Origin of the sequence: Constrictibacter sp. MBR-5 (assembly GCF_040549485.1) — a bacterium.
Lineage (GTDB): Bacteria > Pseudomonadota > Alphaproteobacteria > JAJUGE01 > JAJUGE01 > Constrictibacter.
On record NZ_JBEPTK010000002.1, the window covers coordinates 574,164 to 587,318 of the forward strand.

Genomic DNA, 13,155 nt, shown 5'->3' on the forward strand with positions numbered 1-13,155 from the left:
CGATCCCGAACCAACCGTGCCGGTCGAAACCGACCGGCCAGACGAAGCGAGCGGCCGGTCGCGGCGGGTATCGCCGCGACAGCTGCGTCCGCTCGTGGAACTGGCCGGCTTTCTCAGACCGTATCGTGCCCGGGTCCTGGGCGCGCTCTTCGCGCTCACAGTCGCCGCCGGTACCGTGCTCTATGTCGGCTTCGGACTTCGCCGCCTGGTCGACAACGGCTTCGAAGGGCAGGATCCGGCCGTCCTCGACCGGGCGCTCCTGCTCATGCTGGCGATCGTCGCGGTGCTCGCGGGGGCCACCTTCGCGCGCTTCTACCTCGTCTCGTGGCTCGGGGAGCGTCTCGTCGCCGACGTGCGCAAGCGCATCTTCGACCGCATCCTCACATTGAGCCCGACCTTCTACGAGACGAACAAGACAGGCGAAATCCTGTCTCGCCTCACCACCGACACGACCCTCGTGCAGACGGTCATCGGTTCCTCGGTGTCGGTGGCGCTTCGCAACATCCTGCTGCTGCTCGGCGGCTCAGCATTGCTGGTTGTGACGAGCCCGAAGCTGACCGGCCTCGTCGCCCTCGTCGTTCCCCTCGTGGTCGCCCCGATCCTCATTCTGGGCCGGCGCGTACGCAGCCTGTCGCGGGCTAGCCAGGACCGCTTGGCCGATGTGAGCGACAACGCAGAAGAGACGATCAACGCCATCCAGACGGTTCAGGCCTTTGGCCGGGAGCGGCATGACGCCGAGGCGTTCAGTGGCCGGGTCGAGGAGGCCATGCGGGTTGCGGAGCGCCGCATTCGCGCGCGTGCCATCCTGACCGCGGTCGTCATGATGCTGGCCTTCGGCGCGGTCGCAGTCGTTCTGTGGCTCGGCGGTCAGGAAGTCATGGCGGGCACGATCAGCGGTGGCGAATTGGCGGCGTTCATCTTCTATGCGGTCGTCGTCGCGGGCAGCGTCGGCGCTCTCAGCGAGGTCATGGGCGACCTGCAGCGCGCGGCGGGCGCCGCCGAGCGCCTGCTGGAACTGATGCATGCGCAGTCGGAGGTGCAGCCGCCAGCGGTTCCGCGTCCTCTGCCCGACCTCGCCCGTGGCGAGGTGGTCTTCGACCATGTGACCTTCCGCTATCCCGCCACGCCGGACCGCTCGGCCCTGCACGATTTCTCGCTGCACGTCAGGCCCGGTGAGACGGTGGCGCTCGTCGGGCCGTCCGGCGCCGGCAAGACGACCGTGTTCCAGCTGCTTCTGCGCTTCTATGACGTGCAGGCGGGCAGCATCTCAATGGACGGCGTCGACGTGCGCGACGCCGACCCGCAGGCGTTGCGCGGCCGAATCGGCCTCGTGCCGCAGGATCCCGTCCTGTTCTCGGCCGACGCGTTCGAGAACATCAGGTATGGCCGCCCGCAGGCGACGGAGCGCGAGGTCCGTGCCGCAGCGGATGCGGCGGCTGTAACGCGTTTCGCGGAGCGGCTTCCGGAGGGCTTCCAGACCTTCCTCGGCCAGCGTGGCGTGCGGCTCTCCGGCGGGCAGCGCCAGCGTGTGGCGATCGCTCGGGCGATCCTGCGCGATCCGGCCATCCTGCTGCTCGACGAGGCGACGAGCGCCCTGGATGCCGAGAGCGAGCATGTCGTCCAGGAGGCCCTGGAGAAGCTGTCCCGCGGTCGCACCACGATCGTGATCGCCCACAGGCTCGCCACCGTGCTGAAGGCCGACCGTATCGTCGTCATGGACGAGGGCAGGGTGGTCGGCAGCGGTACCCATCAGGAACTCGTTGCGCAGGGCGGCCTCTACGCGCGCCTCGCCGAACTGCAGTTCGCGCAGCCCTACGCGGCCGAGTAGCCTCAGCGCCGCATCAGGCCGGCGATCCCGAGCACGACCCAACCTGCCATCAGCAGCAGGCCCCCGGCTGGCGCGGACATCGGAAACAGCGACACGCCGTCGGTCGCGGTCGCATAGAGCGAGCCGCAGAAAAGCAGAATTCCCGCGAGGAAGCAGAAGCCGGAGACGCCGATCACCCCCTTCGGCACGCCGGGATCGTCGGAGAGCCACGCGACCCCGATCAGGGCTAGAGCGTGCCACATCTGATACTGGACGCCCGTCTTCATCAGTGCCGCGGCCGTCGGGAAGTCGACCATCCCGTGCGACGCCCATGCACCTAGCCCCACGGCACACAGACCGTTCAGGCCGGCGAACACAATCCACAGGCGCATCATCGGTCGTCGCCCTCCTCTTGGCGGCGATAGGATAATCGCGTCACACTCCGGACATCAGAACGATAGGGGAAGCCCGGATGGAATACGACTTTATCATCGTTGGCGGCGGCTCCGCGGGATGTGTCATGGCCAATCGGCTGTCCGCCCGGAGCGCTAACCGGGTTCTGGTGCTCGAGGCGGGGCCCGACACACCGCACGGCAAGGTGCCCGCCGAGATTCTCGACAGCTATCCGGGCACGGCATACTTCGATCAGCGCTTCCACTGGACGCAGTTGAAGGTCTACACGCAGCCAATCCCCCACAACGACCCGACGAACCGGCCGCCGTTGCGCAAATACGAGCAGGCGCGGGTGCTGGGCGGCGGCTCGTCGATCAACGGGCAGCTCGCCAACCGTGGCGCGCCCTACAATTACGACGAGTGGGAGTCGATGGGCGCCGAGGGCTGGGGCTGGGAGAAATGCCTGCCCTTCTTCCGCAAGCTCGAACGCGACATGGATTTCGAAGGTCCGTACCATGGTAACGAGGGCCGGATCCCGATCCGCCGCATCTTTCCGGACCTCTGGACTCCCTACGCCCATGCTGCGGCGAAGGCCTTCGAGCAGGCCGGCTATGCCTATCATCCCGACATGAACGGCGAATGGCAGGACGGGCATTTCCCCATCACCATCTCGAACGCCTACGACCGGCGGGTCTCCGCCGCGATCGGCTACCTCGACCCAGGTGTGCGCCTGCGTGAGAACCTGAGGATCCAGGCGGAAACCCAGGTAAAATCGTTGATTTTCGAAGGGCTGCGCTGCGTCGGCGTGGTTGCCGAGCACAAGGGCCAGGAGCAGACGTTCCGGGCGCGCGAGGTCATTCTCTCCAGTGGCGCCATCCATTCGCCCGCTATGCTGATGCGCAACGGCATCGGCCCCACGGGGCACCTCAAGGACATGGGAATCGAAGTCCGGCACCACCTCGCCGGCGTCGGCCAGAACCTGATGGACCATCCGGCCGTCGGCGTTTCGGCCTTCGTCGCTCCCGATGCGCGACTGCCGGACGACATGCGGCGCCACCTGTTGGTCTACCTGCGGTACTCGTCGAACATCGAGGATTCGCCGCCGGGCGACATGGCCATGGTCGCGGTGAACAAGTCGGCCTGGCATGCCGTCGGCGAGCAACTGGGCTCGATGCTGATGTGGGTCAACAACACCTACTCCAGCGGCCAGGTGCAACTCGACAGCCGCGATTGGCGGGACGAGCCACGGGTGGAGTTCGGTCTGCTCTCGGACCGGCGCGATCTGCTTCGTCTTATGCAGGGCGTACGAATGGCGGCCGGTTTCCTCGCCTCGGAGGCGATGGCACGCTACGTGTTCGACGCGTTCCCGTCGACCTACAGCGATCGGGTGCGGGCGATCGGCACGGTGACCACGCGCAACAAGCTGATCACCGGCATCCTCGCCCGACTGCTCGACGGGCCTGTCTGGCTGCGCAAGAACCTCATCGAGAAGATCATCACGGAGGGCGACGGTCTGCAGAAGGTCCTGTCCGACGAGGAGGCGCTGGAAGCCTTCGTCCGTAAGTCCGCGATCGGCGTCTGGCATGCCTCCTGTTCCTGCCGGATGGGCCGTGACGGCGACCCGATGGCGGTCACGGACAATCAGGGGCGGGTGCGCGGCGTCGGGGGATTACGCGTGGTGGACGCCTCGATCTTCCCGCGGGTGCCTTGCGCGAACACGAACATCCCGACAATCATGAGCGCCGAAAAGATCGCCGACACGATCCTGACCAGCCAGAAACAGGCGGCCGGGGAGCGCGTCGCGACAGCCTGAGAGGGACGCGGCCGCCGTTCGAGCGGCCGTTCCGACTATCCGAGGAGGAACGAGAGAGAATGCGCGTCGACACGTCGCTGCCGGAAGACGATTGGCAGGCCGTCACCGCCGCCGCGAAGACGGCCGAAGCCGTCGGCTTCGACGGCGTTCGGACGAACGAACTGCGGCACGATCCCTTCGCGCCGCTCGTCCTGGCCGCCGTTGCGACGGAGCGGGTTCGGCTTTCGACGAGCATCGTGGTGGCGTTTCCGCGCAGCCCGATGGTGGTGGCGAACATCAGCCGCGACATCCATGCCGCGAGCAACGGCCGCTTCCATCTCGGCCTCGGCAGCCAGGTGAAGGGCCACAACGAGCGACGCTTCAGCGTGCCCTGGACGCCACCGCAGCCACGGATGCGCGAGTATGGCGAGAGCCTGCGCGCCATCTGGGCCGCGTGGGAGGACGGCGAGAAGCTGCGTTACGAGGGCAAGCACTACAGCTTCACCCTGATGACGCCGGAGTTCATGCCCAAGAAGACCGGGCTGCCAATGTTCGGCATGTCCGTCGCGGCGGTCGGCGAGGCGATGATGCGGCTCGCCGGGACGACCTATGACGGCGTCCGCCTGCACGGCTTCTGCACGCGCCGTTACACCGAGCAGGTGGCGTTCAGGAATGTCGCCGAGGGGCTGCGCCAGGCGGGGCGTACGACCGAGGGCTTCGAGGTCGTCGGCGGCGGCTTCATCGCCACCGGTCCCGACGAGGCGACCGTGAAGGAACGCATGGACTGGGTGCGCTACCGCGTCGCCTTCTACGGCTCAACGCGCACCTATCACGGGGTCTTCGCCGTGCACGGTCTGGAGGAACTGGGCCTCAAGCTGCACAAGATGTCGCTGGCCGGCGAGTGGGACAAGATGGCGGCTGAGGTGTCCGACGACGTGGTTCGGCTGTTCGCGGCCGTCGGTACGTACGATACGATCGCCGACGCTATCGCCGAGCGTTTCGGCGGCGTCGCGGACTGGATCAGCTTCGACTTCGCGCCGGGCACGGATCTCGACCAACAGCGCGAAGTCCTAAGCAAAATCAAGGCCATACCCGGCGTTTCTTGGCCAACCGCGTGAAGCGCCTTCGGCCCCGTCCCATGAAACCGGGCGGCAGTCCCGCGCGGCCATCGGAGTGCAGCAGATGAGCAAGCCCTTCAGCGGCGTTCGCGTCCTCGACTTCACCCAGGTGTTGGCGGGACCCTACGCCACGAACCACCTGGCACTCCTGGGCGCGGACGTCATCAAGGTCGAGCAGCCCGCGGGCGGCGACCAGGCGCGCGAGATGCTGGCAGCGCCTGGGCCGCTGCAGGACAACCGCCTCTCGCCGATGTTCATCAGCATGAACACGGGCAAGCGCTCGCTCACCCTGGACCTGAAGAAGCCGGAGGCGCGCGACGTGGTGAACCGCCTCGTCGCGCAGTCCGACGTCCTCATCCAGAACTTCAAGGCGGGCACGATGGAGCGGATGGGCTTCGGCCCGGATGTGCTGCAGGCCGTGAATCCGCGCCTGATCTACTGCTCCATCTCCGGATTCGGCCAGTCCGGGCCCAAGTCGAAACAGGCGGCCTACGATCCGGCGATCCAGGCGGCATCGGGGATGATGTCGATCACCGGCCATCCCGACACCGGGCCTATGAAGACCGGCTTCTGGGCGACGGACATGGCGACTGGCGTTACCGCCGCCTTCGCCATTGCCGGCGCGCTGTTCGAGCGGCACAGCACCGGCAAGGGGCGCAGCCTCGATGTCTCGATGCTCGATACGGCGCTCTCGTTCATGAGCCCCGTGATCAGCATTTTCCAGAACGGCGGCATCGTCCCGGGGCTCTATGGCAATCGCAGCCAGACCGGCAGCGCGACGTCGGATGTCTTCCCGACCGGCGACGGCTTTCTGCTGATCGCTGCGGCGACGCCCGGCCAGTACGTGATCCTCTGCAAGGCCATCGGCCGGCCGGATCTCGCCGAAGATCCGCGCTTCAACACGCGCGAGGGCAGGGTGACCAATGCCGAGCCGTTGCGCGCTGCGATCGTCGAAGCGCTGGCGGGCGCCGATGCGCCGACCTGGGAGAGCCGCATCGGCGCGGCGGGCGTGCCGTGCGCCGCCGTCGCCACCGTCCCGCAGGTCGTCGAAAGCCCCCAGGTGCAGCATCGTCGGATCATCGGCAAGGTGGCGGCGCCCGAGGGTTTCGGCCGCGAGCTCTCCGTCGTCGGTCTGCCGTTCAAGCTGGACGGCGACGATGCCGCCACCGACGTGCCGCCGCCATTTCTCGGACAGCATACCGACGCCATCCTCGACGAGATGGGTTTCGGTGCCGACGAGGTGGCCGCACTGCGCGCCGCCGGCGTCGTCTGACACTGGGCATGATACGCGGGACCCGGCAGCCGGCGCGTGCGTTTGCACAGTTTGTCGGAGCGTGGGAGACGGCATGAGCAGCAGCAGCGGACGGGAGCGACCCTCGGCCCTTGCGGAGATCGACGCGATCATGGCGCTGGCGGCGGGGCGGCCGCCGGCATTGTTCCTCGATTTCGACGGTACCCTCGCGCCGATCGTCCCCCGGCCCGAGGATGCCGTTCTCGCACCCGGCCTGCGCGAGGTCATCGCGCGAGAGGCTGAGCGCGGGCCCGTGGCGGTGGTCAGCGGCCGCGACATGCCGGATGTCCGTGCCAGGGTCGGAGTCGACGGCATCGCCTATGCGGGCAGCCACGGCTTCGACATCCTGAAGGCCGACGGCACCCATGTGGAGCACCCGGAGGCGGCGCGCTTTCTGCCGGTTCTAGATGCCGTGGAGGCGGAACTGCGCGACGCGCTCGCCGACATCGACGGCGCCATCGTCGACCGCAAGCGCTTCGCCGTCGCGATCCACTACCGCCTTTGTGCGGAACAGGACGCGCCAAGGGTCGAAGCCGCCGTCGATTCGACCCTTTCCGGCCACCCGGACCTGAAAAAGTCCGGAGGCAAGAAGGTCTTCGAGCTCAAGCCCGGGATCGAGTGGCACAAGGGCAAGGCTGTCCTCTTTCTCCTCGACGCACTGGCCGATGGCGGGGAGGGGCTAATGCCGGTCTTCGTCGGCGACGATGTCACGGACGAGGATGGTTTCGAGGCGCTTCGGGGCAGGGGCATCGGCGTCCGGGTCGGCGATCCGGCCGAGCCGTCCGCCGCGGCCTATGCCCTGCGGGATCCCGACGAGGTACGGCGCTTTCTGGACCTGCTCTGCAAGGCCTGACCGCCGGGCGGCGCGGCTTTCTTTGACACGCGCCCGACGATCACTATATTGCGCGCCACTTCCGAGAATGCGGGTGCGCACGACGTGCCCCGTCCGGTCCCAGCCGGCGACCGGAACTATCGGGACAAGAACGAACCGCAACGGGACATTGTCTTATGAGCAAGCGCATCAGCGCCAAGTACAAGATCGACCGACGCCTCGGCGTCAATCTCTGGGGCCGCAGCAAGAGCCCGCTCAACCACAACCATGATTATCCGCCCGGCCAGCACGGCCAGCGCCGCCGCAAGTCGACGGACTTCGGTGTGCAGCTCCGCGCCAAGCAGCAGCTGAAGGGCCATTACGGCAACGTCAGCGAGAAGCAGTTCCGCAAGTACTACGCCGAGGCCGTGCGCCGTCGCGGCGACACCGGCGAGAACCTGATCGAGATCCTGGAGCGCCGCCTCGACGCGGTGGTCTATCGGATGAAGTTCGTGCCGACGCCGTTCGCGGCCCGCCAGATCGTGAACCACGGCCATGTGCTGGTGAACGGCAAGCGCGTGAACATCCCGTCCTACCTCGTGAAGGACAACGACACGATCGAGCTGCGCGAGAAGGCCCGCAACATGGCCCTCGTGCTCGAGGCGGCGGAGTCCGGCGAGCGCGACGTGCCCGACTATCTCGAGGTCGATCACAGCGCGATGAAGGGCCGCTACATCCGTGGCCCGAAGCTGGCCGACGTGCCCTATCCCTGCCAGATGCAGCCGAACCTGGTCGTCGAGTTCTACTCGCGCTGATCCTCGGCCAACCGACCTTTAAAGGGCCGCTCCTCAGGGCGGCCCTTTTTCTTTGCGGCTACGGCGACCCCGGTCCTAAGGGATTGCGTCGTCGAGCCGTCACCGCCCGCTCAGGCCGCCCCCGCATCGCGGCGCGCCTGATAGACGCACAGATTGGCGTATGCGGCAGCGAGCAACGGGGTGGAGATGCCCGCTGCGCGGCCTCGAGCCGCCATGTCGCCGACGATCTGGTCGGCCTCGACGGATGCTCCCGACTGCAGGTCGCGGTACATGGACGGCGCCTGCGGCGAGCCTTTCTGGGTCAGGCTCTTGCGGATCGTTTCGACGAACGCGTCGGCGGGTGCAACGCCGACGGCGCGCACCACCGCCAGGACCTCTTCGAGCAGCGCCAGTACGAAGTCCGTGCCGCCGGGGGCCGCTTCGATCTCGCCGATGGTGCCGCGCATCAGGCAGGTAGCCGCGCCGATCGTGGCCAGCATGGTCCACTTCTGCCACATCTCCTGCATGACGGCAGGCGACAGCTTGGCGTCGAACAGGGCGCCCTGCATGACGGTGTCGAGCGCGATGGTGCGCTCCGACGGCTTGCCGTCGGCCTCCCCGTAGACCAGTTCGCTCAACCGGTTGAAGTGGACGACCCGCCCGGCCTCGTCCAGCGTGCTGCCGATCTTGCAGACGCAGGGAAGGGGCACCGACGCGCCGAACCGCCCTGCCAACACGTCCATGTGGCGCATGCCGTTCAGGAACGGCAGGATCATCGTCTCTGGCCCGACGGCCGGCGCCACGTCCGCCATCGCCGCGTCCAGCGTATAGGCTTTCACCGTCATGAGGATGGCGTCGAACCGACCATCCAGGCTGTCGGTGGTCGCGATCTTCGGCGTCACCGTGACGTCGCCTAGCGGACTGGTGATCTGAAGGCCGCTCTCCTTCAGTTTCACCGCACGCCCGGGCCGCACCAGGAAGGTCACGTCGCGGCCCGCTTCCGCCAGACGGCCGCCGAAATAGCCACCGGTAGCACCGGCGCCGACAACAAGGATCCTCATATACCTCTCCCCTTCGGACGTCTGTCCGATGCACGCTTTGCGCCATGGGCCGTCATGATCATCGCGCTGTACGAAGCGCTTCTGGCCGGCCGCGCCTGACCCGCCGCGTCACTTGGTCTTGCGCGCCCACAGGTGGCGGAGAATCGGTCCGCCATGGACGTGCGGCTTGAGTTCCTCCGTCGGGCCGCCGGCCTTCACGGGACGCTGGGGGAAGCGGCCGAGGCTGAGCAGGCGGTCGTACATGACGATCGATCCGGCGACGCCGAGATTGACGCAGAAGCGCATCGGGATCTTCACGACGAACTCGCAGCGCTCCACCAGCGCCGGCGACAGCGAACTGCGTTCCGGGCCGAGAATGTAGGCAGCGGACGTCGGATGGCGGAAGCTCGGCAGTTCGATGGCGTCCTCGGTCAGTTCCACGCCGACGAGCCGGCAGCCCTGGGGCAGCTGCATCGACGCCACGTCGGGGAAACTGTACAAGGGCACGTGCCCCGGTGCGTCCGAGGTGTCCGTCTTCGCGCCCGCCTTGCGCGCGTACTGGGCGTTCACCGTGAAGATGAAGCTCGCCCCGAAGGCATGGGCCGTGCGGAACAGCGTGCCGACGTTCGTCGGCTTGCTGATACCTTCGGCCCCAATTCCGAAATAGCCACGCATCGCTTTCTCCTAAGCCGGCGGACCCCGCGGCGCAAGCGATGCGGCGGCGGCAGGCAGAGGGAGTACACATGCGCGCGGTGCTGGTACGCGAGTGGACGCCGTTCCACGAACTGGAGATCGAGGAACTGCCGGACCCCGAGCCGGGCCCGAAGCAGCTGCGCATCCGGGTCCAGGCGACCGGCGTCAGCTTCGCCACCAGCCTCGTCGTCGAAGGCAAGTACCAACGCAAGCCGCCGCGCCCCTTCACACCCGGGACCGAGGTCGCCGGCCTCGTCGAGGCGGTCGGCGCCGAGGTGACGCGCTTCCAGCCCGGCGACCGCGTGATGGCCGCGCTCGACTGGGGCGGCCTCGCAGAGAAGGCGCTGGCGCTCGAGGTGAACACGTTCGCGGTGCCCGAGGGCGTCGCCTTCACGCGGGCGGTGCCGCTCATCAACTCCTATGCGACATCGGGGGCGGCGCTGCTGTGGCCGCATCTCCTGCGGCTGGCGGCAGGGGAGACGCTGCTGGTGCACGGTGCGGCCGGTGCCGTCGGCCTCGCCGGGGTCGAGATCGGCAAGGCGATGGGCGCCACCGTCATCGCGACCGCCGGCGGCGACGATAAGGTCGCGCTGACGCTGAAGCACGGTGCCGACCACGGCATAAACTATCGCGACACGGCGTTCCGCGACGCCGTCCTCGATCTGACGGGCGGCAGGGGCGTCGACGCCGTCCTGGACCCGGTCGGCGGCGACGTGTTCGACCAGTCCCTGCGCTGCATCGCGCCGGAGGGACGGATCGCGCCCGTCGGGTTCGCGGCCGGCCGCATCCCGCAGATCCCCGCCAACATCCTGCTGGTTAAGAACATCACGGTCGTCGGCCTGAACCTCGGCTATTATTACGGCTGGAGCCCCTACGACGCGCGCTACGATTACGAGGAGCGCATGCGTGGCCTGATGGACCGGCTGCTCGGCTGGCTCGGTGCCGGCCGCCTGAATCCCGTCGTCAGCGACGTCCTGCCGCTCGACGGCTTTCGGGACGCGATGGCGTTGGTGCTCGGCCGCAAGTCCACCGGCAAGGTCGTACTCGCGATGAACGAGGAAGCGGCGGGCAGGGGACTCTAGTCTCCCGCCGTCGAGAAGCAGGAAAGGAGCCGCCATGCGCGCCGTCGTCTGCCGCGACTGGGGACCGGTCGAGACACTGAAGATCGAGAACATGGCCAAGCCGTCGCCGGGACGCCACGAGATGGTGCTGGCGGTGAAGGCTTCGGCGGTGAATTTCGCCGATTCGCTGATGGTTCAGGGCAAGTACCAGACGCGGCCGGAATTCCCGTTCGCACCCGGCCTGGAGGCCTCCGGCACCGTGCTGCGCGTGGGCGAGGGCGTCACCCGCTTCCGCACCGGCGACCGGGTCATGGCGCTGCTCGACCATAGCGGCTTCGCCGAGCAGACCCTGGCGCGCGAGGACCAGACCTTTCCTCTGCCGGCAGGCATGGACTTCGTCACCGGCGGCGCCTTCCTGCTGGCCTATCTTTCCTCCCACGTAGCGATCCGCTGGCAGGGGCGGCTCGAGCCCGGCGAGACGATGCTGGTGCTCGGTGCGGCGGGCGGTGTCGGCCTCACCGCCGTCGAGATCGGCAAGGCGATGGGCGCCCGCGTCATCGCCTGCGCCAGCAGTGCTGAAAAGCTGGCCATCTGCCGCGATCACGGTGCGGACGCCTGCATCGACTACACGACCGAGAACCTGACCGAGCGCGTGATGGCGCTGACGGACGGCAGGGGAGTCGACGTCTGCTACGACCCCGTCGGCGGCGATCTGTTCGACGCCGCCGTCTCCTCGCTCGGCTGGGGCGGGCGCATCCTGGTCATCGGGTTCGTCGCCGGCATCCCGAAGCTGGCCACCAACCGGCTGCTCGTGAAGCATCGCGCCGCCCTCGGCTCGTCCCTGCGCTACTTCCGTTTCGACCGCCCGGACCAGCTGCGCGTCAGCGCCGAAGAGCTGATCGGCTGGTATGGCGAAGGCAAGCTGAAGCCCCTGGTCTCGGAGACCTTTCCGCTCGATCGCGCCGTCGAGGCGATCCAGGTGCTGACGTCGCGCCGTGCCCGGGGCAAGGTCGTGGTGACCGTGTGACCGATCCGGTCGCCGCCCAGTACGAGGCGCTGCCCTATCCCGCCCGCGACCCGCGCGACGAGCGCAAGCGGCTGATCGTCGGGTCGCCGAGTCATCTCGACGAGGTCAACCACTACGTTTTCGGCGGCCGCCTCGACTTCGCCCGGCCGTTCCGCGCGCTGGTGGCGGGTGGCGGCACCGGCGACGCCACGGTGATGCTGGCCCAGCAGATGGCCGACCGCGGTGTGCCCGGCGAGGTGGTGCAACTGGACATGTCGCGGGCCTCGCGCCGCATCGCGGAGGCGCGCGTCGCGGCGCGCGGCCTGACGAACGTGCGGTTCGTGACGGGCTCGCTGCTCGACGTGGGCGAGGTGGCGCCCGGCTCCTACGACTACATCGATTGCTGCGGCGTGCTGCACCATCTGGAAGATCCGGCTGCCGGCCTGCGGGCGCTCGTCGCGGTTCTGGCGCCGCATGGCGGGCTCGGCCTGATGGTCTACGGCATGTTCGGCCGTGCCGGCGTCTACGAGGTGCAGGATCTGCTCCGCCGCCTGGCACCGGTCGACGAGGCCCCCGAGGTGCGGCTCGCCCTGGCGAAGCGCCTGGTGCCGGCCCTGCCGTCGACAAATCCGCTGGTGCGCAATCCCTTCGTCCGCGACCATGTCGGCGGCGGCGACGCCGGGCTCTACGACCTCCTGCTGCACCCCCGCGACCGGGCCTACACGGTCGACGATGTTCACGTGCTCTGTGAAGAAGCTGGGCTCACGGTGTTGAAATTCATAGAGCCCTGCGCCTACGACCCTGCGACCTATGTCCGGGATCCGCACCTGCGCCGGGTTCTGACCGACCTGCCTCTGCGAGACCGGCAGGCGGCGGCGGAACTGCTCGCCGGCAACATGACCAAGCACGTTTTCTACGCGGCCCCCGCCGCGCACCGTGTGTCCATGCCCGACGCGGCCGATCCGGCCGTCGTGCCGGTGCTGCGGCGCCTCGATGCCGCGGCACTGGCCCGCTCGCTGCGCAGCGGCAGCATAGCCGTGACGGTCGGGGGACTCGACCTGCGCTTCCCGGTGCCGCCGCTGGCGGCTGCGATCGTCGAACGGATCGATGGCAGGCGTACCGTCGGCGGGATCGCGGACGATCTGGCCGTGGGCGACGGCACGGAAGGGGCGGAGCGTTTCCGGAGCCAGTTCCGCGCGCTCTACGACGTGCTGAACGGTCTGAACGAACTGCTGCTGCGTCATGCCGACGTGACAGAGTGACGGCTGGCGCTTCCATGGCCGCTCGCGGAGCATTATGCGCTGATCGCCCGTCGGTCCGGCCGGCGGACGCGGAATCGGAGGTCTCCG

12 protein-coding genes are annotated in these 13,155 nt (G+C 68.1%); 9 read left to right on the plus strand and 3 right to left on the minus strand.

Going from position 1 to position 13,155, the window contains the following annotated elements; translation table 11 throughout:
* Window positions 1-16: 16 nt before the first annotated feature.
* Window positions 17-1,828 carry an ABC transporter transmembrane domain-containing protein gene (locus tag ABIE65_RS06700; protein ID WP_354076509.1) on the plus strand — a complete coding sequence of 604 codons (1,812 nt, stop codon included), beginning with the start codon at window positions 17-19 and terminating at the stop codon, window positions 1,826-1,828.
* 2 nt (window positions 1,829-1,830) lie between these two features.
* Here the strand turns inward: ABIE65_RS06700 and ABIE65_RS06705 are convergent, their stop codons facing one another.
* A complete protein-coding gene (locus tag ABIE65_RS06705; protein WP_354076511.1) occupies window positions 1,831-2,202 on the minus strand; it encodes a DUF423 domain-containing protein in 372 nt (123 codons plus the stop codon).
* A 77-nt stretch (window positions 2,203-2,279) separates the two neighbouring features.
* Between ABIE65_RS06705 and ABIE65_RS06710 the strand changes: the two genes are divergently transcribed.
* The 5 genes from ABIE65_RS06710 to rpsD all read left to right on the plus strand — a co-directional run bounded on the left by ABIE65_RS06710 (window position 2,280) and on the right by rpsD (window position 8,027).
* On the plus strand, window positions 2,280-4,013 hold the full coding sequence (locus ABIE65_RS06710; RefSeq protein ID WP_354076513.1) for a GMC family oxidoreductase: 1,734 nt from the start codon (window positions 2,280-2,282) through the stop codon (window positions 4,011-4,013).
* A 59-nt stretch (window positions 4,014-4,072) separates the two neighbouring features.
* The gene (locus tag ABIE65_RS06715; protein WP_354076515.1) at window positions 4,073-5,110 is read left to right on the plus strand and encodes a TIGR03617 family F420-dependent LLM class oxidoreductase; all 1,038 of its coding nucleotides are present in this window, start codon (window positions 4,073-4,075) and stop codon (window positions 5,108-5,110) included.
* Window positions 5,111-5,174: 64 nt separating this feature from the next.
* Complete coding sequence (locus tag ABIE65_RS06720; protein WP_354076517.1) at window positions 5,175-6,383, plus strand: CaiB/BaiF CoA transferase family protein; 1,209 nt, start codon at window positions 5,175-5,177, stop codon at window positions 6,381-6,383.
* A 73-nt stretch (window positions 6,384-6,456) separates the two neighbouring features.
* Window positions 6,457-7,254: a trehalose-phosphatase gene (gene otsB / locus ABIE65_RS06725; RefSeq protein ID WP_354076519.1), complete on the plus strand. Its 798-nt coding sequence runs from the start codon at window positions 6,457-6,459 to the stop codon at window positions 7,252-7,254.
* A 155-nt stretch (window positions 7,255-7,409) separates the two neighbouring features.
* Window positions 7,410-8,027 carry a 30S ribosomal protein S4 gene (gene rpsD, locus ABIE65_RS06730; protein ID WP_354076520.1) on the plus strand — a complete coding sequence of 206 codons (618 nt, stop codon included), beginning with the start codon at window positions 7,410-7,412 and terminating at the stop codon, window positions 8,025-8,027.
* 110 nt (window positions 8,028-8,137) lie between these two features.
* Here the strand turns inward: rpsD and panE are convergent, their stop codons facing one another.
* Window positions 8,138-9,067, minus strand: a complete 930-nt coding sequence (gene panE, locus ABIE65_RS06735; RefSeq protein ID WP_354076521.1) for a 2-dehydropantoate 2-reductase — start codon at window positions 9,065-9,067, stop codon at window positions 8,138-8,140.
* A 108-nt stretch (window positions 9,068-9,175) separates the two neighbouring features.
* A complete protein-coding gene (locus tag ABIE65_RS06740; RefSeq protein ID WP_354076522.1) occupies window positions 9,176-9,721 on the minus strand; it encodes an RNA methyltransferase in 546 nt (181 codons plus the stop codon).
* A 68-nt stretch (window positions 9,722-9,789) separates the two neighbouring features.
* On the opposite strand from ABIE65_RS06740, the gene ABIE65_RS06745 reads away from it, so the two are divergent.
* From ABIE65_RS06745 to ABIE65_RS06755, 3 genes are read left to right on the plus strand one after another with little or no spacing between them, the layout of a single operon-like run.
* Window positions 9,790-10,821 carry an NADPH:quinone oxidoreductase family protein gene (locus ABIE65_RS06745; RefSeq protein WP_354076523.1) on the plus strand — a complete coding sequence of 344 codons (1,032 nt, stop codon included), beginning with the start codon at window positions 9,790-9,792 and terminating at the stop codon, window positions 10,819-10,821.
* Between the two features lie 34 nt (window positions 10,822-10,855).
* Complete coding sequence (locus ABIE65_RS06750; protein ID WP_354076525.1) at window positions 10,856-11,827, plus strand: NADPH:quinone oxidoreductase family protein; 972 nt, start codon at window positions 10,856-10,858, stop codon at window positions 11,825-11,827.
* The gene (locus ABIE65_RS06755; RefSeq protein WP_354076526.1) at window positions 11,824-13,068 is read left to right on the plus strand and encodes a class I SAM-dependent methyltransferase; all 1,245 of its coding nucleotides are present in this window, start codon (window positions 11,824-11,826) and stop codon (window positions 13,066-13,068) included. The genes ABIE65_RS06750 and ABIE65_RS06755 overlap by 4 nt, the downstream gene beginning before the upstream one ends.
* Window positions 13,069-13,155 lie beyond the last annotated feature (87 nt).

Coding starts and splice junctions, on each gene's coding strand:
- ABIE65_RS06705 (WP_354076511.1), bottom strand. CDS start 2,202: ATGATGCGCCTGTGGATTGTGTTCGCCGGCCTGAACGGTCTGTGTGCC.
- ABIE65_RS06710 (WP_354076513.1), top strand. CDS start 2,280: ATGGAATACGACTTTATCATCGTTGGCGGCGGCTCCGCGGGATGTGTC.
- ABIE65_RS06715 (WP_354076515.1), top strand. CDS start 4,073: ATGCGCGTCGACACGTCGCTGCCGGAAGACGATTGGCAGGCCGTCACC.
- ABIE65_RS06720 (WP_354076517.1), top strand. CDS start 5,175: ATGAGCAAGCCCTTCAGCGGCGTTCGCGTCCTCGACTTCACCCAGGTG.
- otsB (WP_354076519.1), top strand. CDS start 6,457: ATGAGCAGCAGCAGCGGACGGGAGCGACCCTCGGCCCTTGCGGAGATC.
- rpsD (WP_354076520.1), top strand. CDS start 7,410: ATGAGCAAGCGCATCAGCGCCAAGTACAAGATCGACCGACGCCTCGGC.
- panE (WP_354076521.1), bottom strand. CDS start 9,067: ATGAGGATCCTTGTTGTCGGCGCCGGTGCTACCGGTGGCTATTTCGGC.
- ABIE65_RS06740 (WP_354076522.1), bottom strand. CDS start 9,721: ATGCGTGGCTATTTCGGAATTGGGGCCGAAGGTATCAGCAAGCCGACG.
- ABIE65_RS06745 (WP_354076523.1), top strand. CDS start 9,790: ATGCGCGCGGTGCTGGTACGCGAGTGGACGCCGTTCCACGAACTGGAG.
- ABIE65_RS06750 (WP_354076525.1), top strand. CDS start 10,856: ATGCGCGCCGTCGTCTGCCGCGACTGGGGACCGGTCGAGACACTGAAG.